Raw genomic sequence first — 23858 nt, forward strand, 5'->3', positions numbered from 1 at the left:
CCCCGCGCCACCAGCCCCGCCGCGCCGTTCGCAGGCACGCGGCCAGGCTATCCGTCACCCATGCGTCACCAGGCGCAAACCCACGCCAGATAAGGCTTCGCGGCCAGCGCCATGAGCAAAGGTGACGGATATGACGCGTTCTCCCATATGACGGCTGCTGCGCGCGTGCGTGCGCGCGCGGTATTCGGGGATGTGGGAAATATCCGTCATATCCGTCACCACTACCCGGAAACCCTTGCCACATAAGGCTTTGCGAGATGACGCTAGGACAGTGAATGCGTCACCGATGCGTCACATCCGTCACCAAAGAAAAACCCGGCACGTGGCCGGGTCGTGTGATGCTGGTGGTCGTTAGAACGGTCGGTCTGGCTCGGCGTCCCAGTCGCCTGGGAAACGCGGGTCATGTGCAGCGGCACGCGGCACCACGTGACACCTGCAGCATCGCATGTACCCTGTCAGGGTACGTCTTTTGGCGATGTACCCTGCCCGCAAACCCTTACCAGATAAGGCTCTCCGCGATCCAAGGGTACAAAGGGTACATTCCGAGCGAAGTTGGCAGACTCTAGAAAATACACGCACGCTGATGCACGCTGCGCCATTACGAAGATTCTTTTCTAGAAACTATGTACCCTATGTACCCTATGTACCCTGAAGCCTTACCGGACAAGGCTTTGCGGGAGGGTACGTGCAGGGTACGTAGGGTACGAATGGGCGAAAAGAAGCCCGCTCGAAAGCGGGCTGCGCGTTGTCAGATGCCTGGCGTTCGCTTGTATGGCATTGAAAACACCTTTTGACCGTTCGACTTGATCGACTTCCCGAACAGCTTCGTCAGGACGTTGCCGGCTTTCTTCGCCGATGCCTTCGCGGTTCCAGGCTGATACCCAAGCTCGACCAGAATTTCAGTAGCCGTCACTCGACGGCGCGCCGTGGTATTCACGTCGTAGTTCGCACGAATGAGTTCTTCGACCGGATCGATTTCAGCGTGATCTTCGTTGACTGCGTTCAGCGCGGCTTGCTCGTCGCGCGTCAGCCAATGCTGCTCGCCGGACTGATAGACGGCCAGCAGTTCAGCCCAAAGCTGTTGCAGGTCGATGCCGTGCTGAAAATCGATGCTCTCGACCGCGACAGACCACCAGCGACGGTTCCCGCTGTCATCGATCAAATACCGGGAATCGTTGACGCTGCCAAAGAATACTGTGCGGCGCTGGTAGTTGCTGTCCAGCCGGTCATATGGGCGCCGCATCTTGTCGTGCGACGACGTGACGAACGCCTTCAGGCGCTCGATGTCGGCCTTCTTAAATGTCGCGTTAAGCTCACCAAGCTCAACGACCCAATGAGACACCGCCGTTGCCACATGGTCCTTGTTCGACGGATCGAGAATCGCGCCTTCCAGCACCACGCCCATTTGCTCAGGCACCAGCGACTTCACCCACGACGTTTTGCCGATACCCTGTCCGCCAACGAACACCAGCACGCCGTGCGACGTGAAGCCATGCGGCTTGAACATCGCAGCGACGGCCGATAGCAGCCAGCGCGTAATCAGCACGTCGCGCATATGCTGGGGGTATCCGTCCTGCACCTGCACCGTGTCCAACAACGCATTAACGCGCGACACGCCATCCCAGGGCTTGCTGGTGATCCAGTCGCATACCGGGTTGTACGCGTTATGGTCGGAAATGATTTTGATGTAGTCCTGCAGGCCAGTGCGCGGCAGCAGGTTGCGCGCCGCGATGCTCTGCATCTCGCCAAGCGTGTTATTCGCTTCGTTGTCGGTCGTGTGGCGGAAGCCGGGAATGTTCACTTCCACCAGCTTGCGCACGATGTTGTAGCGCGCCGTGATGCCGTACTGGCGCATCATGTGTTCTACGTTCTCGCGCGTGTCCAGCGGCTTGCCCTTGGTATCCGTGTCGATCCAGCTGTGGATATTGATCGGTGCCGTCGTCGGCAGCACTGGCACGTTGTCATTCGCCGCCAGCGGCGTGTTCGCCGGCACCGTCGCCGCCTCGATGCACCTGCGCACGGCGTCGGCATCGTAACGATGCAGGTCGTTGAAATCGGTGTCGCCGTCCGCGCGCTCATCGCTGAAGCCAGGCACGGCCAGCGCAACGTGTGCAGTGCGCGCAGCCTTCACGGCATCGGGGTGAGGCTCGCCGGTTTCGTCCTTCAGGTCCGCAAGCACGATCACCCTCGCGGCCGGAAACTGTTTCTGCATTGCTGCCACGGCCTTGCCAATGTTGCCCACCGTCAGCGCCGCAATCGCCGGATGCCCTGTGCACTCCCTGGCAGACAGCGCCGTGGCCACACCTTCGGCCACCAGAACGGTTGCAGGCGGCTCGGTGAACTCTTGCGCAGCCCATATGCCGCCCGCCTTAGCGCCGCCCGCCAGCGCCGATTTTCGGCCGTTGCCGTCGATCATTTCGAGTGTGGAAATCTTGCCGCCCACATGCACCGGGGCAATCAGGATGCGACCGTCTGCCAGCGGCACACCATCGGATTTCGGCGGATAGCCGATAAGCGCCTTCAGCCTGCTCGCGTCGATCTCGCGCAGCGTGTCGGTAGGCTGCACGCCCTTTCGGGCGAGATACGGATGGTCAGCGGCTGCGGGCGTCGCCTTACTCCACACGGCGAATGCCTTCGTTGCGGCGTCGGCACGCTCCATCGCGAGGCCTGCTTCGGCCTTCGCGTCGCGCTCGGCACGCTCGCGGCGGATGCGCTCTTGCTCGGCGGGATCGACGCGCACAACGTTGCCAGACTGCACGTAACCGTGTTCCTTCGCGATGCCGAACAGCGTTGCAATCCTGACGCCGCCAGACGGTTTCACAGACCGCCACGTATCGCGCGCATCAGCTGCCGCATAGCTCGCGCCGCCTTGGCTCCATGCGTCGAACATTTCGAAGCCATCCGCGCCGAATTCCGACTTGATGGCCATCGCAATGCGGGCCCAGGCGTTACGGTCGATATCAGCGGGAATGCAGGCCAGCGCAGCGCGAACATCGCTTTCGGTTGCGGGCAGGCTATTGAGGTGCGGGCGCGCATTCATGCTGCACCTCGCGTTGCCAGGTCATTGACGACAATCGCGACGACGCGGCCAAAGCCGCCGTGGTCAGCCAACAGCGCTATGTCATGCGCCACGTCATCCGGTCGCTGCCCACGCCGCAGCAGGCGGCCGGACAGGTCAACGACGGCCGTCATTGCATCCGAATAGCGGCGAGCCATCGCGACGCGACAGAAGTATTTCAGTTCGCTGCGCGGCGAGACGCGCGAAATCTTGCGCCCACGCTTAGGACTGCTACAATGATTGCCGTCACGCAGTAATTTTTCGGGAGCCTTCATCGTTCGGTGTCGGCTCCTTTTATTTTCGTGCGTCTGCGCGCGACTTAATCCACGCGTCCAGTTCTGACTCGATCCAGCCAGAAGCGCGCTTGCCAAGCGGGATAGGCTTCGGCAGCCCGCTGTTATGCATTGCGAAGTACACGCCGCCACGGCTAAGGCCGGTCTTTGCCATCACCTGCGGCATGCGAAGGATGTTGAGTGCGGTTTGCATGATCCTGTGTCAATCCGTGTGTGGTTGAGTACGGGATCAAGTGTCTATGTTCAGCGGGGCCAAGTATTCTCAGAAAATTTCCGCTTCGCATGCAGGTGTGTTTAAACGCAGCATGCAACAAAAACCCCGCACTCGCGGGGTTGACGAATTATGCTGGCGCGCGTGATAGGTCATCGACTAAATCGGCCCAACGCTGCAGCAGGTCGCGCCGCTCATCAAGCAGCTGTGCGCGATTGTAGGCGCGGCTCACCGTGGAGCCGACGCTATGCGCTAGGCACAATTCGATCACGTCGTGCGGTTCCTGGGCTTCGTGCCAATACGTTGAGAACAGGGCGCGGAACCCGTGCGGCTTCGCTTCCTCGATGAACCCCATGCGGTCCATCACATTGTTGATGCTCCGGTTCGCCATCGGGCGTTTTGGGTCGCGCCGATTCGGAAACATTACGTCGCCATCAGATAGGGTGCGCAGTTCGCGCAAGAGTGCGACGGCCTGGCGAGAAAGTGGCACGACATGCGGTTCCTTTGTTTTCATCCGTTCAGCCGGGATACGCCACTCCGCTGCGTCGAAATCGATTTCCGACCAATGGCCGCCGACTACCTCGCTCTTGCGCGCTGCGTTCAGGATGATGAGTCGAATTGCGATCTTCCCCTGAGGGTCGGCAGGGTCGGCCTCCAGTGCGCGCAGGAAGTCGCCCAGGCGGTCGATCTTCAGCGCAGCATGGTTCACCTTCGGGCCTCTGCCGGTCAGCTTCAGCGGAACGATGTTGGCCGGCACAATACCGCCGTCGGCTGCCTGTTCCCATATCGCGCTCAGGTAGGTGCGCAGGTTGTGCGCCACTTCGGGCGTGCGCGCCGAAACGGCCCGCAGCAATTCCGCCAGTTCAAACCGGGTAACGTCTACCATCAGACGGTCGCCTAGCTTCGGCATCAGGTGCTTGTTTATTTCGCGCTCGCGCTGGGCGATGGACGCGTGGCGCAGGGCGCCGTCTGTACGCGCACGCCAGGCGACGCACGCGGCACGGAACGATCCGGCTTGGCGCTGCAGCTCGGCTGCCTTCTGCTCGGCTTCCTGGCGCTTTCGATGCTCGGTAGGGTGGATGCCTTGGGCGACCAGCTTGCGGGCGTCCTGGTGCTTGCGACGCGCTTCAGCCAGGCCAACGTCAGGATACTTCCCCAGTGATACCAGGACTGGCTTGCCCAGCACGTTAGCCCGGTATTGCCACAGGCGAGAACCGTTCGGCTTGACCAGCAGGTGCAAGCCGCCGCCATCAACTAGCGTGTAGGGTATGTCGCGCGGTTTCGCGTTTTTGCATTCGGTATTGGATAGCTCGGTGCGGTGGGAGTGCATGGCCTGTATATCGCTTGGTTGATATACATCAAAATATACAGTTTTCGGCTTGATTTGCCAAAGCGCTGGTTGACACTGCTGAACAATACTCCCTTGAAAACATTGAGTTTTGAGCCGGTCTGATGCTCAGGGTTGTTCAGGGAAGTTAAAATGAAGATAGCAGGTGGCGATTTTCATGAACGGGGGAGTGCGTGCGGGGTGAATGCGAAGGCCGCCATCTTACCGCGAGCGCGGGGAGCGAACATGCGCGACACGCGGCGCGGAGCAGGTGCCGCGCATCGCGGCCTCGACGGCTTGTAAAGAAATTGTGACAAAAGTATTGACGTGAGTACTTCCTCACCCTATAATTTATTTCTCTGACGCGGGGTGGAGCAGTCTGGCAGCTCGTCGGGCTCATAACCCGAAGGTCACAGGTTCAAATCCTGTCCCCGCAACCAAGCACACCAGACGATGTGCCGCGCAAGTGACCGATGCGCGCTTCGTCGACAGGAACCCGGCCCCGTGCCGGGTTTTTTGTTTTCCGGCCCGGAATGTCGACATTCGATCCGTGTTCCCGCTTGCCACGCCGGTTCTTCATCCCATAAAATTAATGAGAATCATTATCATTAATGGGGCGTCGGGAAACGGATGGGCGTCGTCGAAAGCCATGCGCAGCGGGATTTCCGCGCGCTCTACAACGATCACCACGGGTGGTTGCGCGGCTGGCTGCGCAAGCGCCTCGGCAATGCGTGCGACGCGGCTGACCTCGCGCACGACACTTATCTGCGCGTGCTCGCGTCCGGTGCGACGCCGCGGCCGGACGATTCGCGCCGTTATCTGACGCAGATCGCGAACGGCCTCCTGATCGATCTCTATCGGCGGCGTCGCATCGAATCTGCCTATCTCGACACGGTGCGGCACCTGCCGGAGCCCGAAACCCCTTCTCCCGAAACCCGCGCGCTCGTGATCGAGGCGCTGTGCGAAATCGACGCGATGCTTGACCGGCTGTCTCCCAACGCGCGCACGGCGCTGCTGCTGTGCAAGCTCGACGGGTTGACCTATCGCGAAATCGCGGCGCGGCTCGGCGTGTCGGTGTCGTCGGTCGAGAAGTATGTCGCGGCCGCGCTGCGTGCCTGCTACGCGGTGCTTTACGGGAGCGCGGCATGAGCGGGCCGATTGCCGACGCATTGCCCGATGCGGTCGTCGAACGGGCGATCGCATGGCTCGCCCGGCTGTGGTCCGGCGACGCGACCGACGACGACCGGCAAGGCTGTGCGGCGTGGCGTGCCGAACATCCTGACCACGAACGCGCCTGGCAGCGGCTCGCTGGCATCGACGCGAAGTTCGGCAGCGTGCCGGCCGACACGGCGCGCGGCGTCCTGCTCGCACGGCCGGCCCGGCCCGCGCGCAGGCGCGCGATGCGGGCGCTCGGCTGGGCAATCACGTTCGGCGGCGCGAGCTACGCGGTGCGCGGCACGCGCGCATGGCAGACGGTCACGTCCGACTACGCGAGCGAGGTTGGCGAAGTGCGCGATCTCACGCTGGCGGACGGCACGCGCATGTGGCTCGATACCGCGAGTGCGATCGATGTGCGTTTCTCTGCGCGCGAGCGGCGCATCGTGCTCGTGCGCGGCGGCCTCTATATCGAGACCGCGCACGACGCGTCGGGCCGACCGTTCAGGGTCGAGACACGGCAGGGCGTCGCGCGCGCGCTCGGCACGCGCTTCACGGTGCGCGAAGCCGGCCCGTACGCACACGTCGACGTGCTCGGCGGCGCGGTCGAGATCCGCCCGGCGCGCGCGCCCGAGCACACGTTGCGCGTCGATGCGGGCGAGGCCGCGCGTTTCGATGCGGACGGCGTCGTGTTGCACGGGCCGGCCGATGCGCACCCGAACGCGTGGACGCAGGGCCGGCTGATCGCCGAACGCATGCGCGTCGACGCATGGTGCGCCGAACTCGCGCGCTATCGGCCCGGCGTCCTGCGCTGCGATCCGTCGCTCGCACGGCTGTCGGTGTCGGGCGTGTTTTCCCTGACCGAGTCTGACCGCTCGCTCGCGAGCTTGCGTCAGGCGCTGCCGGTCGAGGTCGTCTACCGCACCCGCTACTGGGTCACGGTTGTGCCGCGCTGAACGCCGGCACGGCGCCGCCCCAAAAAACACGCGCGGCGATTGAGGGTTTCCGCGGTTCGTTCGGAATACACGATGCACCTTCGCAACATTCCGAACCCAAAGGATTCTTCATCATGGCGTTCCGCCGGTTTTCCCCGTCAGCAGCTTTTCGTCCCGACAGCCGGCCCGCGCGCCGCCGCGCCGCGTCGCGCGCTCTCGAACCGGCGCTCGCCGCCACGCTGGCGCTCGCGATGCCGATCGGCGCGCAAGCGCAGCCCGACGATCTGCCGTCGCGGGTCGAGATCGACGAGCGGCGTGCGTACGCGATCTCCGCCGGCCCGCTCGATGTCGTGCTGAACCGTTTCGCGGTGGCGGCCGGCGTCGAACTGGCGAGCGACGCGGCGCTCACACGGCAACTGACGAGCGATGGGCTGAACGGGCGCATGAGCGTCGCGGAAGGCTTCGCGCGCGTGCTCGCGCCGCACGGTCTCGAAGCGGTGCGCACGAACGGCGGCTACCTCGTGCGGCAGCGCGCAACCGCGCCGGCCGCGGGCGCGACGCTGCCGGCGATCGTCGTGAATGCGCGCGCGGATGCGTTGCCCGAGGCGTACACGGGCGGACAGGTTGCACGCGGCGGCCGGCTCGGCATGCTCGGCAACGCCGATTTCATGGACGCGCCGTTCAACATCACGAGCTATACGTCGGCACTAATCGAGAACCAGCAGGCCGGCACTGTCGCCGACGTGCTGGAGAACGACCCGTCGGTGCGCTTCACGACGTCGACCGGCCACGTGGTCGAGAACTACACGATTCGCGGCTTCAACGTGATTGCCGACGATCTCGCGTTCAACGGAATGTACGGGCTCGCGCCGTACGGGCATTCGCCGACCGAATTCGTCGAGCGCATCGAAGTGCTGAAAGGGCCGAACGCGCTCCTGAACGGCATTTCGCCGAGCGGCGGCGTCGGCGGGGCGATCAACCTCGTGCCCAAGCGCGCGGGGGAGGTGCCGCTCGCACGGCTCACTACCGACTACGTGTCGGACGGGCAGTTCGGTGTACATGCGGATCTCGGCCGGCGCTTCGGCGACAGGAATCAGGTCGGCATTCGCGTAAACGGCGCGTATCGCGACGGCCGCACGACGATGAGCGGGCAGAACAAGAAGCGCGAGCTCGCATCGCTCGCGTTCGACGTGAAGGGCGAGCGCGCACGCTTCTCGCTCGACGCGTATACCGACACCGAGCGTTTCGACAACGGCAGCCCGTGGATGGCGTCGTTCGCGAGCCAGGTCGTGAGCCCGCCGTCGCCCGGCACGAACCTGCTGCATGGCGCTTGGGGCAAGCTCGACAATCAGGCCGTCGTCGCGCGCGGCGAACTCGATCTGACCGACCGGATTACCGCTTACGCGGGCATCGGCGGCCTCAGCTACCGCTACTCGGGCTTCATAAACGGTACGCGTGCCGGCGCGATCCAGCCGAACGGCGACTATCGCGCGGTGACCTACAACCAGAACGGCTACACCGACACGACGTCGATCGAGGCGGGGGCGCGCGCCCGATTCCGCACGGGGCCCGTCAGCCATCAGGTATCGCTCGGCGTGACGTCGCTGCAGATCGAGTCCGGCACGGTCAACCGGACGAGCGCGACGTTCGCATCGAACATCTACGCGCCGATCGATCCGCCGCTCGCGCTGGCGCCGGGCTCAGCGCCGAAGACGTCCGAGGCCGCGCTGACGAGCGTCGCGCTGGCCGACACGCTGTCGTTCGCGCGCGAGCGCGTGCAACTGACGCTTGGTCTGCGCAGCCAGCGCGTCCACGCGAAAAACTATGCGGCCGCGACCGGGCTGAAGACCGCGGACTACAACGAGACCGCGCTGACGCCGGCATTCGCGCTGGTCGTTCGGCCGTTCGGGGCCAACGTGTCGCTGTACGCTAACTATGTCGAAGGGCTGACGCAGGGCGACACCGTCTCCGACGTCACGGCGAATAACTACGGCCAGATGTTCGCGCCGTACAAAAGCAAGCAGGTCGAGGTCGGCGCGAAATGGGAAACGGAAACCTTCGCGAACACGCTATCGCTGTTCCAGATCACGAAGCCGGGCATGCTGAAGGACGTGGCGACGAACCTGTACAGCGCGGACGGCGAGCAGCGCAACCGCGGCGTCGAGTGGAACGTGTTCGGCGAACTGGTGCCGCGGCTGCGCGTGCTGGGCGGTGTCGCCTATACGCAGGCGCTGCTCACGCATACGGCCGGCGGCGCGTATGACGGCAACACGGCGTACGGCGTGCCGAAATGGACCGCCAACCTCGGCCTCGAATGGGATGCGCCGTGGGTGCGGGGGCTGACGCTCTCCAGCCGCGCAGTGGCGACGAGCGCTCAGTTCGTCAACTCGACGAACACGCAGCGGATTCCCGGCTGGACCCGTTTCGATCTCGGCGCGCGCTACGCGACACAGGTCGCCGGCAAGGCGGTCGTATTGCGCGGCGCGGTCGAGAACGTCGCGAACCGCACGTTCTGGGCAGGCTCCTTCAACGACGGCTTCGTCACGCAGAATGCGCCGCGCACCTTCAAGGTGTCGGCCACCGTTGACTTCTGAGGTGCACGATGACGATATTGCGGAAGCGGATGAGGCGCACGGTGCGTGCGTGGGGAGCCGGCGTCGCGCTGGCGGCGCTCGGGATGGCGCTCGGTCCGGCGACCGCGCGAGCCGAAGGGGCGTTCGCGGCGGGCGATGCCGTGACCGGCAGCCTGTCGCGCGAACCGGCGATGCACGCGTTGACGCTCGATGCGGGCACGTTCGTGCAGGGCCGCGTCGACGGCGTGGCGGCGAATGTCGATCTCGTCGCGCGCGACGGTTCGCACCTGCGTCGGCTTGTGACGGCCGACGGGCAGTCGCGCGATTTCATGTTCGTCATACCGGCGGACGGGCGATATGCGCTGCGGGTCTCGGCCCCCGACGCTGTCGCGCCGCCGCTTGCCGGCGGGCCTGCGTACCGGCTTGCGATCGAGAGCAGTGTGCCGCGCGCGCGGCAGCACGCGCCGGTGCCCGGCATCGCGAGCCCGCGCATCGCGAGGCTAGCCACCGAGCTCGCTGCAGGCGGCACGACCGATGCGTTCTGGCGCGACGTTGCCGCAAGCGGCGCACCGCTCGTCGAGTCGGCGCCCGCGCAGCCCGCGCGCACCGACGCGACGATCGCGCGCGGACTGAACCCGCCCGACGAAGCGACGCGGCTCGTGACGTTCCTGTGGCGCGGCGCGCGCGACAACGTGCGGTTGCTCGGCAGCCCGTCGGGCGAGCACGACCCGCTGCTGCACCTGCCGGGCAGCGACGTCTGGTATCGCAGCTACGTCGTGCCGGCGACCACACGCCTCAGCTACCTGCTTGCGCCCGACGTGCCTGAACTCGATCTCGACGACGGCGCGCGCCGCCGCGCGATTCTCGCCACCGCGCAGCGCGATCCACTCAATTCGCATGCGTTCATGCACGCCGTGCCCGATCCGTACCAGGGCAAGTCGGTGCTGGAATTGCGCGATGCGCCGCAGCAGCCGTGGATCGCGCCGCGCCGGGACGTGGCGGCGGGCACGCTGAGCGCGCATCGGTTCGCGAGCGCGCTGCTCGGCAATACGCGCGACGTCTACCTGTACCGCCCGGCCGGCTATCGCGCGGACGATCCCGAGCGCGCGCTCGTCGTGGTGTTCGATGCGCACGCGTATGTCGATACGGTGCCCACGCCGACGATCCTCGACAATCTGATTGCCGAGGGGCGTGTGCCGCGCACGGCCGCGATCATCGTCGGCAATCCGGATAGCGCGACGCGCGGCCGCGAACTGCCGCCGAATCAGGCGTTCGCGCGCTTTCTCGCCGAGGAACTGATGCCGTGGGCGCGCGCCGAGGGTGTGAGCGCGCCGGCGGCGCGCACCGTGATCGCGGGGTCCAGCTACGGCGGGCTCGCGTCCGCTTACGCGGCGCTGCGTTATCCGGCGCTGTTCGGCAACGTGCTGAGCCAGTCGGGCTCGTTCTGGTGGGCGCCCGCGCAAGGCGACGCGCGCACGCGTGCGGCCGGCTGGCTGACGCGTGAATATGCGGCACGCGAGCGATTGCCGGTGCGCTTCTATCTGGAAAGCGGCCGGTTCGAGGATGGCAAGGGGCCGGCCGGCATCGGCACGACGAGCCGCCATCTGCGCGACGTGCTGCAGGCGAAAGGCTATGCGGTGCGTTATGCGTCGACGGCGAGCGGCCACGACTATCTGCACTGGCGCGGGTCGCTCGCGTGCGGTTTGATCGCGCTGATCGGCGTGCCGGGGCAGGGTGAGCGGGCGCCGTTCGGCGAAGCGTGCCCGTTCGAGACGAACGAGGCTCGACGCGAGTTGACGGGCGGGGCGTCGTGACGTCATGCGGGAGGGAGACGGCGATTCATCCGGAGGGCGCCGTCGCATGCAGGCGCCCGTGGGTGTTCCGCACGTGCGCGATCGACGACGAGGGCAAGTCACTCGTCATGCCCACCGCGCACCCATCCCGAAGACCGTGTCATTTCACCTTGCGCCGCTCAACCCGCCGCCCATTCGACTGCAGCCTTCGCATGCAGCGTGGTCGTGTCGAACACCGGCAGCGGCGAATCGCCGGCGCCGATCAGCAGCGTGATTTCCGTGCAGCCGAGGATCACTGCTTGCGCGCCTCGTTTCGCGAGCGATTCGATGATCCGGACATACGCCGTGTGCGATTCGGGAGCAATGATGCCGTGGCATAGCTCGTCGTAGATGATCCGGTGCACGTCGTCGCGGCCGCTCTCGTCCGGCACGAGCACGTCGAGGCCGAACTTCGTGCGCAGCCGTTCCGCATAGAACGGTAGCTCCATCGTGTAGCGCGTGCCGAGCAGTGCGACGCGCTCGATGCCGGCCGCGCGCAACGCCGCGCCCGTCGGATCGGCGATATGCAGGAACGGCAGCGCGACCGCGGTTTCGATCGCGTCGTGCACGCGATGCATCGTGTTGGTCGTCAGCACGACGAGATCGGCGCCGGCCGCTTCGAGCTGACGCGCGGCATCGGCCATCCGTTCGCCGAGCGCAGCCCAGTCCTGTGCGCGCTGCAGCGCTTCGATCTCCGCGAAATCGACCGTGACCAGCACGCTCTTCGCGTTGTGATGGCCACCGTGCAGTGCCTTCGAATGGCGATTGATCATCCGGTAATACTCGGCCGACGATTCCCAGCTCATCCCGCCGATCAGTCCGATCGTCTTCATCCGTCACCTGTGCGTTTCTTCTCTCTTGGCAGACGAGTATAGGGGCCGGCTCTCGCGCGCGGGCGGTACGGTCCGCGCGAAGCGGACCAGTACGGTGCGGCCGGCCGGCGTCTCGGCCCGGGGCGGCCTGCGATAGTCGAGCGACGGCTGAACGCGGCAGTACGCGACAGTTGAAACGATCACTGTGTTTTTGTACAGTATCGTCACCGTGAATCCGATCATCATCCCACCTGCCGATCCGGGCGCGCCGCTGCCGGGCGTGCGCAAGATCATCCACTGCGATTGCGACTGCTTTTACGCGTCGGTGGAGATGCGCGACGACCCGTCGCTGCGCAACCGGCCGCTCGCGGTCGGCGGCCGGCCTGACCAGCGCGGCGTGATCGCGACCTGCAACTACGAGGCGCGGCGCTACGGCGTGCATTCGGCGATGTCGTCGGCGCTGGCGATGCGCAAATGTCCGGACCTGTTGATCCTGCCGTCCGCGATGGACAAGTACCGCGCGGCGTCGCGGCAGATCATGGCGATCTATCGCGACTACACGCACGACGTCGAGCCGCTGTCGCTCGATGAGGCGTACCTCGACGTCAGCGGTTCCGGACTGTGCCAGGGCAGCGCCACGCTGATTGCGCGGGAAATCCGCCGGCGCGTGTACGACACGGTCGGCGTGACGGTGTCGGCCGGCGTCGCGCCGAACAAGTTCATCGCGAAGATCGCGTCGGACTGGAACAAACCCGACGGCCTGTTCGTCGTGCGTCCGCATGAAGTCGACGCGTTCGTCGCGGCGCTGCCGGTGCGCAAGCTGCATGGCGTGGGCAAAGTGACGGCCACGCGACTCGACCGGCTCGGCATCCAGACCTGCGCGCAGTTGCGCGACTGGTCGCTGATCGACCTGCATCGCGAGTTCGGCGCGTTCGGCAGGCGGCTGCACCAGTTGGCGCGCGGAATCGACGAGCGGCCGGTGCAGGCCGATCAGGAACGCAAGTCGGTCAGCGTCGAGACGACCTACGTGACCGACCTGACGACACTCGAGCAATGCGCGGACGAAATCCGCCGCCTCGTCGTGCAGCTCGATGCGCGCATCGAGCGTGCGGGTGCGACTCGCTCGATCCGCAAGCTGTACGTGAAGATCCGCTTTGCCGATTTCCAGCGCACGACGGTCGAATGCGTGGCCGACGCGACGAATGCGCAGACGGCCGTCACGCTGCTCGCGAAGGGGCTGCAGCGGCGTGCGCAAGCTGTGCGGCTGCTGGGCGTCGGCGTGCGTATCGACGAAGATACGGCCGCGCGTCACGGGCAGTTCTCGCTGTTCGACGATGACGCCGACGAAACCGGCGACGAAACGCCGGCACCATGAAAAAGGCACCGCCGAAGCGGTGCCTTGTTTCGATCCGCCCGGCGACCCAGGCAGGGCGGCGGCGCGCTCAGTGCGCCGGCGCAGCCATCCCGTTGTGACGCAGCAGCGCGTCGATTTCCGGCTCGCGGCCGCGGAACGCCTTGAACGAGTCCATCGCCGGGCGGCTGCCGCCGACTTCGAGGATTTCGCGGCGATAGCGCGTGCCGGTTTCCGCGTCGAGCACGCTGCCGCTTGCGGCGGCCGCTTCCTCGAACGCCGCGTACGCGTCGGCCGACAGCACTTCGGCCCACTTGTAGCTGTAGTAGCCGGCCGCATAGCCGCCCGCGAAGATATGGCTGAACGTGTTCGGCCAGCGCGAGAACGCGGCCTGCGGGATCACGTGGTAGCGCTCGTTGATCTCGCGCGCGAACGCGTTTACGCCGGTGGCACCCGCCGGATCGAAGTCGACGTGCAGCAGCATGTCGAACATCGAGAACACGATCTGGCGCAGCGTGCCGAGCCCGCTCTGGAAGTTCTTCGCGGCGATCATCTTGTCGAACAGCTCGCGCGGCAGCGAGGCGCCCGTGTCGACGTGCGACGACATCGACGACAGCACGTCCCATTCCCAGCAGAAGTTTTCCATGAACTGCGACGGCAGCTCGACCGCGTCCCATTCGACGCCGTTGATGCCCGACACGCCGAGCTCGTCGACGCGCGTGAGCATGTGATGCAGCCCGTGGCCGAATTCATGGAACAGCGTGATGACTTCGTCGTGCGTGAAGCACGCGGGTTTGCCGCCGACCGGCGCCGAGAAGTTGCAGGTCAGGTACGCGACCGGCGTCTGCACGGCGCTGCCGCGCTTCGCGCGCGCACGTGCGTCGTCCATCCACGCACCGCCGCGCTTGCCTTCGCGTGCGTACAGGTCGAGGTAGAACTGCGCGACGAGCGAGCCGTCGCGATTCTCGACGCGGAAAAAGCGCACATCCTTGTGCCATACCGGCGCGTCGTCCGGCTTGATCCGCACGCCGAACAGCGTTTCGGTGACGTTGAACAGGCCCTTCAGCACGGCCGGTTCCGGGAAGTACTGCTTCACCTCGTTTTCCGAGAACGCGTAGCGCTGCTGGCGCAGCCGTTCGGCCGCGAACGCGACGTCCCACGGCGCGAGTTCGGTCAGGCCGAGTTCCTTCGCGGCGAACGCGCGCAGCTCGTCCCAGTCCTTGTCCGCATGCGGGCGGGCGCGCGTTGCCAGATCCTCGAGGAACGAAATCACCTGCTGCGGCGATTCGGCCATTTTCGGCGCGAGGGACACCTCGGCGAAGTTGCGGTAGCCGAGCATCTGCGCTTCTTCGCGGCGCAGCTTCAGTTCATCGGCGACGATCGCCGTGTTGTCCCACTCGGCCTTGCCGCCGCCATACTGCGGCCCGAGCTCCGACGCGCGGGTCGCATAGGCGCGGTACAGCGTCTCGCGCATCGCGCGGTTCTCGGCGTACTGCAGCACCGGGAAGTATGACGGGAAGTGCAGCGTGAATTTCCAGCCTTCCTTGCCTTCCTTCTGCGCGGCTTCACGCGCCGCTTCGATCGCGTCGCCCGGCAGGCCGGCGAGCTCGGCCTCGTCCTGCGCGAAATACGCGTATGCGTTGGTCGCGTCGAGCACGTGATCGGAGAACGCCTTCGACAGCGCGGCCTGCTGTTCCTGCAGTTCGGCGAAGCGCGGCTTCTGGTCTTCGGGCAGCTCGGCGCCCGACAGGCGGAAATCGCGCAGTGCGTTGTCGAGGATCTTCTTGCGCTCGACGGACAGCGTCGCGTATTCGGCGCTCGCGGCGATCGCCTTGTACTTCTCGTACAGCGCGAGGTTCTGGCCGACGCTCGACCAGAATTCGGTCACGCGCGGCAGGTTCTCGCCGTAGGCGGCGCGCAGCTCTGGCGTATCGGCGACTGCGTTCAGGTGGCCGATGACGCCCCATGCACGTCCGAGCGGCTCCGTCGCCTGCTCGACCGTCTCGACGATATCGGCCCAGGTCGCCGGCGTCGCGGGCGCGCTCGCGGTGTCGACCGCGCGGTTGGCGGCGTCGAGCAGCGTGTCGAGCGCGGGCGTCACGTGTTCCGGGCGAATCTCGCCGAAGCGGGGCAGGCCGGAGAAATCGAGGAGCGGATTGGTGTTGGCGCTGGCGGACATTAAGACTCCCTGTCTGTTGCCGGATGAACCGGGGTGAAAAGGGTGAGGCGCGATACGGCGGCGCCCAATACCGACATTATTGGGGCGCATCGTGCGCTTTCCAATCGTTAGTTTCTAACGACGCGATTGGGATGGGGCCGACGGCGGCGCGGGAGGGTCGGATACGGGCCGCGAACGCGGCGTCATGACGCGGCCGCGACGGCGGCCGGCAAGATGCCGGCGCACGAATGCGCGCCGGCTGGGCGGGGCAGGACGATCAGGCGGCCGCGGCGGCGCGCTCGGCGGCTTCGATCGTGTTGATCAGCAGCATCGTGATGGTCATCGGGCCGACGCCGCCCGGCACCGGCGTGATGTGGCCGGCGACTTCCTTCACGCCCGCGAAATCGACGTCGCCGCACAGCTTGCCCGCGTCGTCGCGGTTCATGCCGACGTCGATCACCGTTGCGCCCGGCTTCACCATGTCGGCCGTCAGGATGTTGCGCTTGCCGACCGCGGCAACCACGATGTCGGCCTGGCGCGTGTGTGCGGCGAGGTCGCGTGTCTTGCTGTGGCAGATCGTCACGGTTGCGCCGGCTTCGAGCAGCAGCATCGCCATCGGCTTGCCGACGATGTTCGAGCGGCCGATCACGACGGCGTTCGCGCCCTGCAGCGGGATGTCGTGGGCTTCGAACATCTTCATCACGCCGTACGGCGTGCACGGGCGGAACAGCGGCTTGCCGGTCATCAGCGCGCCGGCATTCGCGACGTGGAAGCCGTCGACGTCCTTCTCCGGTGCGATCGCCTCGATCACCTTGTGGCTGTCGATGTGCGCAGGCAGCGGCAGTTGGACCAGGATGCCGTGGATCTTCGGATCGCGGTTCAGCGCGTCGATGCGCGCGAGCAGATCGGCTTCCGCCAGCGTCTCCGGGTACGTATCCTTTTGCGAGAAGAAGCCGTTGTCCTCGCACGCCTTGATCTTGTTGCGCACGTAGACTTCGCTCGCCGGATTGGCGCCGACGAGGATCACCGCAAGGCCGGGCTGGTGGCCGCGTGCGGTCAGGGCGGCGGCGCGTTCGGCGGCCTGCGCGCGCAAGGTCTTCGATAGGGCGTTGCCGTCGATGAGGAGGGCTGTCATGGTGGTGGTCCTGCCGGGAAGTTGGAATGCGGGCGTGCGGCGCGCGAAACGCCGCAGCAAAGCACGCAATTATACCGTTCGCTTGCCGTCGTCCGACAGCGAATACACGGGAAGCGTCATGGCGGCGGTGCGAGACGTGCCGGGAAGAAAGCGGGGAGGCACCGCGCGAGTAGGCCGCATCGCGCGGCGCGGTGGTGCGGCCGGCCGGGCAGGTGCCCCGCGGCCGCGAGCAACGCTCAGGCCTGCTTCTTGGACAGCGCGAGGCGCAGCAGATCGGCCACGGTGTTGACGTTGAGCTTTTCCATGATGTTCGCGCGGTGCGCTTCGACCGTCTTGATGCTGATCCCGAGATCGTCGGCGATCTGCTTGTTCAGGCGACCCGCGATGATGCGCTCGAGCACCTGTTGTTCGCGCGCGGTCAGCTTCGACAGGCGTTCGCTTGCGGCGCGTTGTTCCTGGACGCTCTTGCTTTCGCTTCGGGCCTTGTCGAGCATCCGCTCGACGAGCTTGCGCAGCTCGGCTTCGTCGAACGGTTTCTCGATAAAGTCCATCGCACCCTTTTTCATCGTCGACACCGCCATCGGCACGTCGCCGTGGCCCGTGACGAAGATGATCGGCAGCGCGGCGTTGTCGGCGATCAAACGCTCCTGCAGTTCGAGGCCGCTCATGCCCGACATTCGCACGTCGAGGATCAGGCATGCGATCTGGCCGGCCTGCTGCGCCGGCTGATAGGCATCGAGGAACTGCTCGGCGCTCGAGAAGCATTGCACGCGATAGCCGTTCGCCTCCAGCAGCCAGCGCAGCGAGTCCCGTACGGCCTCGTCGTCGTCGACGACGAAGACGGTTTCCTGAGTGGTGGTGACAGGGCTATTCATAGTTCTCCCGTAACGGTATGTGATGCCGATGCCTCGCGCCCCCCTTGGCCGAGATCAGCGGGTTCCCCAATGGGCAGGCTGCAGTGGAATGTCGCGCCGGAAATGCGGCCGTCCGGTTCGACATTGTTGACCACCCACAGACGCCCCCGATGCGATTCGATGATCGAACGGCAGATGTTCAGCCCCATGCCCATGCCATCGGACTTGGTGCTGTAAAACGGTTCGAACAGGCGCTCGGCGGTCGCTTCGTCGACCCCCGGGCCCTGGTCGATCACGCGGATGTCGACGAATCCCGCATCGATGTCGGCGACGACGCGGATCATGCCGTCGGCCGACGCCGGTTTCACGTCGGCCATCGCTTCGGCCGCGTTCTTCATCAGGTTCACGAGCACCTGCTCGATCAGCACGGGGTCGACATAAATAATAGGCATTCTTGCGAGGATTTCCGTGACGATCCGGATCCTGCGCTTTCTGGCCTCGATCTCGGCGAGCCCGACCGCGTCGGCGACGATGTCGGCAACGCGCGCGGGCTGGCGTTTCGGTTCGCTGCGCTTCACGAATTCGCGGATGCGCTTGACGATCATCCCCGCGCGCAGCGCCTGCTGCGCGGTCTTTTCCAGCGCGGGCTGCAGCGTTTCGGGCGTGCCGCGGCCGCTCTTCACGAGTGCGAGCGTGCCCGAGCAATAGTTGTTGATCGCGGCGAGCGGCTGGTTCAGTTCGTGCGCAATCGACGACGCCATTTCGCCCATCGTCATCAATCGGCTCGTGAACTGCAGCTTCTCTTCCTGCTGGTGCGCGAGTTCCTGGGCCTTCTTGCGGGTCGTGATGTCGGTCGCGATCTGCATCTGCGCGAGGTGGCCGTCCACCCACTGGATGTATTGACGGCGTACCTCGAACCACTTCTGGATGCTCTCGACGTACACCTCCTGCGCGTCCGCCGTGCTGCTGGTCAGCGCGGCCGCCGGCAGGCCCGCAAACGCGTCAACCATGTCGATCGAGTCCGACGATGCCTGCGCGCGGTCGAAGCCGCCGCCCGACAGTTCGAGGTGACCGTCCGGGCGGATGCCGAACAGGTGGCGGTAGTAGCGGTTCGCGAACAGCAGCTCGGCCTCGTCGGCGGCGAGCACCGACACCGCGGCGTCGAGGCTTTCGAGCACCGTCGTGAAGCGCTCGTGCGCGGCCGCGAGCTCCTCGCGCGCGCGCTTCGGCTCGGTGATGTCGGTCATCGACGACATCCAGCCCGTCTGGCGGCCCGAGCTGTCGATCAGCGGCGACACGTAGAGGCGCGCATGGAACAGCGTGCCGTTCTTGCGCCGCACCCGCAGCTCGAAACCCGAGCTGGGCGCCTTGCCGCGCAGCGTCATGTCGAGCTGGCGCTGCATTTCCGGGTACGCATCGCGCGGCCAGTACGGGAATGGCGCGACCTTGCCGACTAGGTCGGTTTCGTCCCAGCCCGTCATCCGGCAGAACGCAGGGTTCACGTGCGTGATGCGGCCGTGCATGTCGAGCACGCGCATGCCGATCAGCACCGAGTTTTCCATCGCGCGACGGAAGAAGGCTTCCGCGTACAGCGCCTGCTGCGCCTCGAAGCGCTGGCGCGTGTGCTTCCACAGGCTCCAGAGGCTCCACAGCACGAAGCACGACAGGCCGGCGACGAGCCACACGAGCGTGTTGTTGGTCAGGTTCGTGAGCTGCGGGAACGCGTACACGCGCACGGTCAGCCCCTGGCCCGGCGGATCGAGCGGCAGGTCGTAGTGGGAGTCGCGCGGCAGGCGCGGGCGCGTCGACGTCGACGACAACTCGCGGTTGTTCGAGTCGGTGATCGAGATCTTGTACTTCGACGACAGCTCTTGCGGGATGTCGTGCTTGAGGATCCCTTCGACCGAGAACACGGCGGCGATCGAGCCGAGATATTCGCGGTCGCCGCGCATCACGGGCGTCTGCAGCGTGATGTAGCCGTTGCCGAAGTCGTCGTAGATCAGCGGCGAATAGGCCTGGCGGCGCGTGCTGCGCGCTTCGTCGTATGCGCCGCGCACGGCGTCCTGCATCTGCGCGTCGCCGGGCTTCGCGAGCCGCTGGCCGAGCAGCGGCGGGTGCACGGTCGGCCAGCGCTGCACGCCGGGCGACGTATACCAGTTCAGATAGAGGATTTCCGGATGCGTCTGCATCACGTCCGCGACGGCCATCTGGAACGCGTTCTGGTCGAGGCGGCCGGAGGCGAGATCGCGCGACAGCGCCTGCAATTGTTCCTGCGCGCCCGTCATCGACAGGCGGATCTGCTGCTGCGCCCACGCGACGTTACGGAACAGGGTGTCTTCCTGCTGCTGCTGTTCGCGGCGATTGAGGCTCCATAGAATGAGGCTCATCACCACGAGGAACACGAGGATCGACAGCAGCGGGGTCAGCAAATAGGAATTGGACCACCACGGTCCGTGGTGCCAGCGGGACGGCTGCGACTCCGCCGGCGGGCCCGACGGTCGCGCCGAGCGTGCGAAAAGCCGATCGGTCAACATGGCAGGATTGTAGCGCAGCGCAATACATGGAAAACCTATACCGGATATGTTGAACGGAAACGGATTTGTCCGGATGACGCGTGCCGGAGACGCCCGAAACAAGGGTGCGGCGCAGCAATATTCCGCATTACGAGAAAAGATCTCATAATTCGAAAATTTTGTTGCCCGGGCCGTACACGCTCATTACAATCCGTCGGAGCTTGCCCGCAGCCGGCCGCGTCGCGTCGTCTGCATCAGAGCGATCCTCACATTCCAGGACCCAGGAGACGAGAATGTCCGCTGTACCGAACGAAGTGATGAAGTATGTCGCCGCCGAACGTGACGACGACCCGCAAGAAACCGTTGAATGGCTCGAGTCGCTCGACGGTGTGATCTCCTCCGTGGGCACCGGCCGCGCGCATTACCTGATCGAAAAGCAGATCGAGTTCGCCCGCATGCACGGCGAACACCTGCCGTTTTCCGCCAATACCCCGTACATCAACACGATTCCGGTCGCAGCCCAGGCGAAGATCCCGGGCGATCAGGACATCGAGCACCGCATCCGTTCGTACACGCGCTGGAACGCGCTGGCGATGGTGCTGCGCGCAGGCAAGGACACGAACGTCGGCGGCCACATCGCATCGTTCGCGTCGGCAGCGACGCTCTACGACGTCGGCTACAACCACTTCTGGCACGCAGCGTCCGACCAGCACGGCGGCGACCTCGTGTTCGTGCAGGGCCACTCGTCGCCGGGCGTGTATTCCCGCGCGTTCCTGCTCGGCCGCCTGAAGGAAGAGCAGCTCGACAACTTCCGTCAGGAAGTCGACGGCAACGGCATTTCGTCGTACCCGCACCCGTGGCTGATGCCCGACTTCTGGCAGTTCCCGACCGTGTCGATGGGCCTCGGCCCGATCATGGCGATCTACCAGGCACGTTTCATGAAGTACCTGGAGTCGCGCGGCATCGCGAAGACCGCCGGCCGCAAGGTCTGGGCGTTCCTCGGCGACGGCGAGACGGACGAGCCGGAATCGCTCGGCGCGATCGGCATGGCGAGCCGCGAGAAGCTCGACAACCTCGTGTTCGTGATCAACTGCAATCTGCAGCGTCTCGACGGTCCGGTGCGCGGCAACGGCAAGATCATCCAGGAGCTGGAATCGGAGTTCCGCGGCGCCGGCTGGAACGTGATCAAGGTCATCTGGGGCAGCCGCTGGGATGCGCTGTTCGCGCGCGACAAGTCGGGCGCGCTGATGCGCCGCATGATGGAGTGCGTCGATGGCGAATACCAGACGTACAAGTCGGAGTCGGGCGCGTACGTTCGCGAACACTTCTTCAATACGCCTGAACTGAAGGCGCTGGTCGCCGACTGGTCTGACGACGACATCTGGGCGCTGAACCGCGGCGGCCACGATCCGCACAAGATCTACGCGGCCTTCCACGAAGCGACCCACACGAAGGGCGCGCCGACCGTCATCCTCGCGAAGACCATCAAGGGCTACGGGATGGGCGAGTCGGGCCAGGCGATGAACATCACGCACCAGCAGAAGAAGCTGCCGGTCGAGCAACTGAAGAAGTTCCGTGACCAGTTCCGCCTGCCGATCACCGACGAGCAGATCGCCGACGTGCCGTACCTGAAGTTCGAGGAAGGTTCGAAGGAACTCGAATACATGCGTCAGAAGCGCATGGACCTCGGTGGCTACCTGCCGCACCGCCGCGAGAAGGCGACGTCGCTGCCGGTGCCGGCGCTCGACGCGTTCGAGCCGCTGCTGAAGGGCACGGGCGAAGGCCGCGAGATCTCGACGACGATGGCGTTCGTGCGGATCCTGAACATCCTGCTGAAGGACAAGGCACTCGGCAAGCGCGTCGTGCCGATCGTCCCGGACGAATCGCGTACGTTCGGCATGGAAGGCCTGTTCCGCCAGATCGGTATCTGGAACCAGGAAGGCCAGAAGTACGTGCCGGAAGATTCCGACCAGCTGATGTTCTACAAGGAATCGGAAACCGGCCAGATCCTGCAGGAAGGCATCAACGAAGCAGGCGGCATGTGCGACTGGATCGCGGCGGCGACGTCGTATTCGACGCACGGCGAGATCATGGTGCCGTTCTACATCTTCTATTCGATGTTCGGCTTCCAGCGGATCGGCGACCTGGCATGGGCCGCGGGCGACATGCGCTCGCGCGGCTTCCTGCTCGGCGGCACCGCAGGCCGTACGACGCTGAACGGCGAAGGCCTGCAGCACGAAGACGGTCACTCGCTCCTGTGGGCGGCATCGGTGCCGAACTGCGTGAGCTATGACCCGACGTTCGGTTACGAACTCGCCGTGATCATCCAGGACGGTCTGCGCCGCATGGTGCAGGACCAGGAAGACGTGTACTACTACATCACGGTGATGAACGAGAACTACGAGCACCCGGCGATTCCGCAGGGCGAGCACGTGGCTGCCGACATCATCAAGGGCATGTACGCGTTCAGGAAGGCCGAAGCCGACAAGAAGGCGCCGCGCGTGCAACTGCTCGGCGCGGGCACGATCTTCAACGAAGTGATCGCCGCCGCCGACCTGCTGAAGAACGACTGGGGCGTTGCCGCCGATCTGTGGAGCGTGCCGAGCTTCACCGAACTCGCGCGTGAAGGTCACGAAATCGAGCGCTGGAACCTGCTCCATCCGACCGAAGAGCGTCGTCTGTCGCACGTCCAGAAGTGCCTGAAGGACACGCAAGGTCCGATCATCGCGTCGACCGACTATGTGCGTGCGCTGGTCGACCAGATCCGTGGCCAGATCGACCGCCGCTTCGTCGTGCTGGGCACGGACGGCTTCGGTCGTTCGGACACCCGCGAGAAGCTGCGTCACTTCTTCGAAGTCGACCGTCACTGGGTCACCGTCGCTGCGCTCAACGCGCTGGCCGACGAAGGCACGATCGAGCGCAAGGTGGTCGCGGAAGCGATCGCCAAGTACAACCTCGATCCGTCGAAGCCCAACCCGATGACCGTTTAACGCACACGCGCCGTGTGACGCCGCGCGCCGCTTCCGGGAGGGGCGCGCGCGGCCATGGAGACACAAAAAGATGAGTCAAGCGATCGAAGTGAAGGTGCCGGATATCGGCGATTACAAGGACGTGCCCGTCATCGAGGTGCTCGTCAAGGTGGGCGACACGGTCGAGCCCGAGCAGTCGCTCGTCACGCTCGAGTCGGACAAGGCGACGATGGATGTCCCGAGTCCGGCAGCCGGCACGGTCAAGGAAGTGAAGATCAAGGTGGGCGATTCCGTGTCGGAAGGCTCGTTGATCATCCTGCTCGAAGGCGGCGCCGCGGCGCAGGTGAACGGCGCGGCCGCACCGGCCCCGGCCCCGGCTCCGGCGGCAGTACCCGCACCGGCCGCCGCCGCTCCGGCTGCGGCACCGGCTGCATCGGGCGGCACGCTCGAAGTGAAGGTGCCCGACATCGGTGACTACAAGGATGTCCCGGTGATCGAGATCGGCGTGAAGGTCGGCGACACGGTCGAGAAGGAGCAATCGCTCGTCACGCTCGAGTCGGACAAGGCGACGATGGACGTGCCGAGCCCGGCCGCCGGCGTCGTGAAGGAAATCAAGGTCAAGGTGGGCGACTCGGTATCGGAAGGCACGCTGATCGTGCTGCTCGAAGCCGCAGGCGCACCC

17 protein-coding genes, 1 tRNA gene and 1 pseudogene are annotated in these 23858 nt (G+C 65.4%); 9 read left to right on the plus strand and 10 right to left on the minus strand.

Annotated features, from left to right (window positions below; genetic code table 11):
- Window positions 1–54: 54 nt before the first annotated feature.
- The 5 genes from J7024_RS30305 to J7024_RS30325 all read right to left on the minus strand — a co-directional run bounded on the left by J7024_RS30305 (window position 55) and on the right by J7024_RS30325 (window position 4892).
- The gene (locus J7024_RS30305; RefSeq protein WP_234745722.1) at window positions 55–210 is read right to left on the minus strand and encodes a hypothetical protein; all 156 of its coding nucleotides are present in this window, start codon (window positions 208–210) and stop codon (window positions 55–57) included.
- A gap of 538 nt (window positions 211–748) precedes the next feature.
- Window positions 749–3040, minus strand: coding sequence for a VapE domain-containing protein (locus J7024_RS30310; RefSeq protein ID WP_234745723.1), 2292 nt, complete (start codon window positions 3038–3040; stop codon window positions 749–751).
- On the minus strand, window positions 3037–3333 hold the full coding sequence (locus tag J7024_RS30315; RefSeq protein ID WP_234745724.1) for a hypothetical protein: 297 nt from the start codon (window positions 3331–3333) through the stop codon (window positions 3037–3039). The genes J7024_RS30310 and J7024_RS30315 overlap by 4 nt, the downstream gene beginning before the upstream one ends.
- A 19-nt stretch (window positions 3334–3352) precedes the next feature.
- On the minus strand, window positions 3353–3544 hold the full coding sequence (locus J7024_RS30320) for a helix-turn-helix transcriptional regulator (RefSeq protein ID WP_234745725.1): 192 nt from the start codon (window positions 3542–3544) through the stop codon (window positions 3353–3355).
- Window positions 3545–3692: 148 nt separating this feature from the next.
- Window positions 3693–4892, minus strand: a complete 1200-nt coding sequence (locus J7024_RS30325; RefSeq protein ID WP_234745726.1) for a tyrosine-type recombinase/integrase — start codon at window positions 4890–4892, stop codon at window positions 3693–3695.
- Between the two features lie 360 nt (window positions 4893–5252).
- Between J7024_RS30325 and J7024_RS30330 the strand changes: the two genes are divergently transcribed.
- The 5 genes from J7024_RS30330 to J7024_RS30350 all read left to right on the plus strand — a co-directional run bounded on the left by J7024_RS30330 (window position 5253) and on the right by J7024_RS30350 (window position 11366).
- Window positions 5253–5329: transfer RNA gene (locus J7024_RS30330), tRNA-Met, on the plus strand.
- A 190-nt stretch (window positions 5330–5519) separates the two neighbouring features.
- Window positions 5520–6038 (plus strand): sigma-70 family RNA polymerase sigma factor, encoded by a 519-nt coding sequence (locus tag J7024_RS30335; protein WP_124829409.1) that lies wholly within the window; start codon window positions 5520–5522, stop codon window positions 6036–6038.
- Entirely contained in the window at window positions 6035–7000 is a 966-nt protein-coding gene (locus J7024_RS30340) for a FecR domain-containing protein (RefSeq protein WP_124829408.1), read from the plus strand. Before J7024_RS30335 ends, J7024_RS30340 begins: the two co-directional genes overlap by 4 nt.
- 113 nt (window positions 7001–7113) lie before the next feature.
- Window positions 7114–9573, plus strand: coding sequence for a TonB-dependent receptor (locus tag J7024_RS30345; protein ID WP_175796068.1), 2460 nt, complete (start codon window positions 7114–7116; stop codon window positions 9571–9573).
- A gap of 8 nt (window positions 9574–9581) precedes the next feature.
- On the plus strand, window positions 9582–11366 hold the full coding sequence (locus J7024_RS30350; protein WP_124829406.1) for an alpha/beta hydrolase-fold protein: 1785 nt from the start codon (window positions 9582–9584) through the stop codon (window positions 11364–11366).
- A gap of 158 nt (window positions 11367–11524) precedes the next feature.
- On the opposite strand, the gene J7024_RS30355 is transcribed toward J7024_RS30350, so the two are convergent.
- Complete coding sequence (locus J7024_RS30355) at window positions 11525–12217, minus strand: aspartate/glutamate racemase family protein (protein WP_124829405.1); 693 nt, start codon at window positions 12215–12217, stop codon at window positions 11525–11527.
- A 184-nt stretch (window positions 12218–12401) separates the two neighbouring features.
- On the opposite strand from J7024_RS30355, the gene dinB reads away from it, so the two are divergent.
- On the plus strand, window positions 12402–13571 hold the full coding sequence (gene dinB, locus J7024_RS30360; RefSeq protein ID WP_124829404.1) for a DNA polymerase IV: 1170 nt from the start codon (window positions 12402–12404) through the stop codon (window positions 13569–13571).
- Between the two features lie 67 nt (window positions 13572–13638).
- On the opposite strand, the gene J7024_RS30365 is transcribed toward dinB, so the two are convergent.
- From J7024_RS30365 to fixL, 4 genes are all read right to left on the minus strand, one after another.
- Window positions 13639–15726 (minus strand): M3 family metallopeptidase, encoded by a 2088-nt coding sequence (locus tag J7024_RS30365; protein ID WP_124829403.1) that lies wholly within the window; start codon window positions 15724–15726, stop codon window positions 13639–13641.
- A 256-nt stretch (window positions 15727–15982) separates the two neighbouring features.
- Window positions 15983–16840 carry a bifunctional methylenetetrahydrofolate dehydrogenase/methenyltetrahydrofolate cyclohydrolase FolD gene (gene folD / locus J7024_RS30370; RefSeq protein WP_124829402.1) on the minus strand — a complete coding sequence of 286 codons (858 nt, stop codon included), beginning with the start codon at window positions 16838–16840 and terminating at the stop codon, window positions 15983–15985.
- A 236-nt stretch (window positions 16841–17076) separates the two neighbouring features.
- Window positions 17077–17715 (minus strand): oxygen response regulator transcription factor FixJ, encoded by a 639-nt coding sequence (gene fixJ / locus J7024_RS30375; RefSeq protein ID WP_006493245.1) that lies wholly within the window; start codon window positions 17713–17715, stop codon window positions 17077–17079.
- Window positions 17712–20228: an oxygen sensor histidine kinase FixL gene (gene fixL, locus J7024_RS30380; protein ID WP_124829401.1), complete on the minus strand. Its 2517-nt coding sequence runs from the start codon at window positions 20226–20228 to the stop codon at window positions 17712–17714. The genes fixJ and fixL overlap by 4 nt, the downstream gene beginning before the upstream one ends.
- Between fixL and J7024_RS37590 the strand changes: the two are divergent.
- From J7024_RS37590 to J7024_RS30390, 3 genes and pseudogenes are all read left to right on the plus strand, one after another.
- A pseudogene (locus J7024_RS37590) lies at window positions 20148–20365 on the plus strand (hypothetical protein); the annotation flags it as partial. The gene fixL and the pseudogene J7024_RS37590 overlap by 81 nt on opposite strands.
- Window positions 20366–20500: 135 nt before the next feature.
- Window positions 20501–23197 carry a pyruvate dehydrogenase (acetyl-transferring), homodimeric type gene (gene aceE / locus J7024_RS30385; protein ID WP_124829455.1) on the plus strand — a complete coding sequence of 899 codons (2697 nt, stop codon included), beginning with the start codon at window positions 20501–20503 and terminating at the stop codon, window positions 23195–23197.
- 70 nt (window positions 23198–23267) lie between these two features.
- Window positions 23268–23858, plus strand: a 591-nt coding sequence (locus J7024_RS30390) for a biotin/lipoyl-containing protein (RefSeq protein ID WP_327796272.1), incomplete at its 3' end; no start/stop codon positions are given.

The sequence above is a fragment of the Burkholderia sp. WTPI3 genome (assembly GCF_021483755.1).
Classification (GTDB): domain Bacteria; phylum Pseudomonadota; class Gammaproteobacteria; order Burkholderiales; family Burkholderiaceae; genus Burkholderia.

What these genes read in the sequence shown, in the direction of transcription:
- J7024_RS30345 (WP_175796068.1), top strand. Translation starts at nt 7,114, where the DNA reads ATGGCGTTCCGCCGGTTTTCCCCGTCAGCAGCTTTTCGTCCCGACAGC.
- aceE (WP_124829455.1), top strand. Translation starts at nt 20,501, where the DNA reads ATGTCCGCTGTACCGAACGAAGTGATGAAGTATGTCGCCGCCGAACGT.
- J7024_RS30315 (WP_234745724.1), bottom strand. Translation starts at nt 3,333, where the DNA reads ATGAAGGCTCCCGAAAAATTACTGCGTGACGGCAATCATTGTAGCAGT.
- J7024_RS30335 (WP_124829409.1), top strand. Translation starts at nt 5,520, where the DNA reads ATGGGCGTCGTCGAAAGCCATGCGCAGCGGGATTTCCGCGCGCTCTAC.
- J7024_RS30365 (WP_124829403.1), bottom strand. Translation starts at nt 15,726, where the DNA reads ATGTCCGCCAGCGCCAACACCAATCCGCTCCTCGATTTCTCCGGCCTG.
- J7024_RS30340 (WP_124829408.1), top strand. Translation starts at nt 6,035, where the DNA reads ATGAGCGGGCCGATTGCCGACGCATTGCCCGATGCGGTCGTCGAACGG.
- J7024_RS30355 (WP_124829405.1), bottom strand. Translation starts at nt 12,217, where the DNA reads ATGAAGACGATCGGACTGATCGGCGGGATGAGCTGGGAATCGTCGGCC.
- fixJ (WP_006493245.1), bottom strand. Translation starts at nt 17,715, where the DNA reads ATGAATAGCCCTGTCACCACCACTCAGGAAACCGTCTTCGTCGTCGAC.
- J7024_RS30350 (WP_124829406.1), top strand. Translation starts at nt 9,582, where the DNA reads ATGACGATATTGCGGAAGCGGATGAGGCGCACGGTGCGTGCGTGGGGA.
- fixL (WP_124829401.1), bottom strand. Translation starts at nt 20,228, where the DNA reads ATGTTGACCGATCGGCTTTTCGCACGCTCGGCGCGACCGTCGGGCCCG.
- J7024_RS30320 (WP_234745725.1), bottom strand. Translation starts at nt 3,544, where the DNA reads ATGCAAACCGCACTCAACATCCTTCGCATGCCGCAGGTGATGGCAAAG.
- J7024_RS30305 (WP_234745722.1), bottom strand. Translation starts at nt 210, where the DNA reads ATGACGGATATTTCCCACATCCCCGAATACCGCGCGCGCACGCACGCG.
- J7024_RS30325 (WP_234745726.1), bottom strand. Translation starts at nt 4,892, where the DNA reads ATGCACTCCCACCGCACCGAGCTATCCAATACCGAATGCAAAAACGCG.
- J7024_RS30310 (WP_234745723.1), bottom strand. Translation starts at nt 3,040, where the DNA reads ATGAATGCGCGCCCGCACCTCAATAGCCTGCCCGCAACCGAAAGCGAT.
- folD (WP_124829402.1), bottom strand. Translation starts at nt 16,840, where the DNA reads ATGACAGCCCTCCTCATCGACGGCAACGCCCTATCGAAGACCTTGCGC.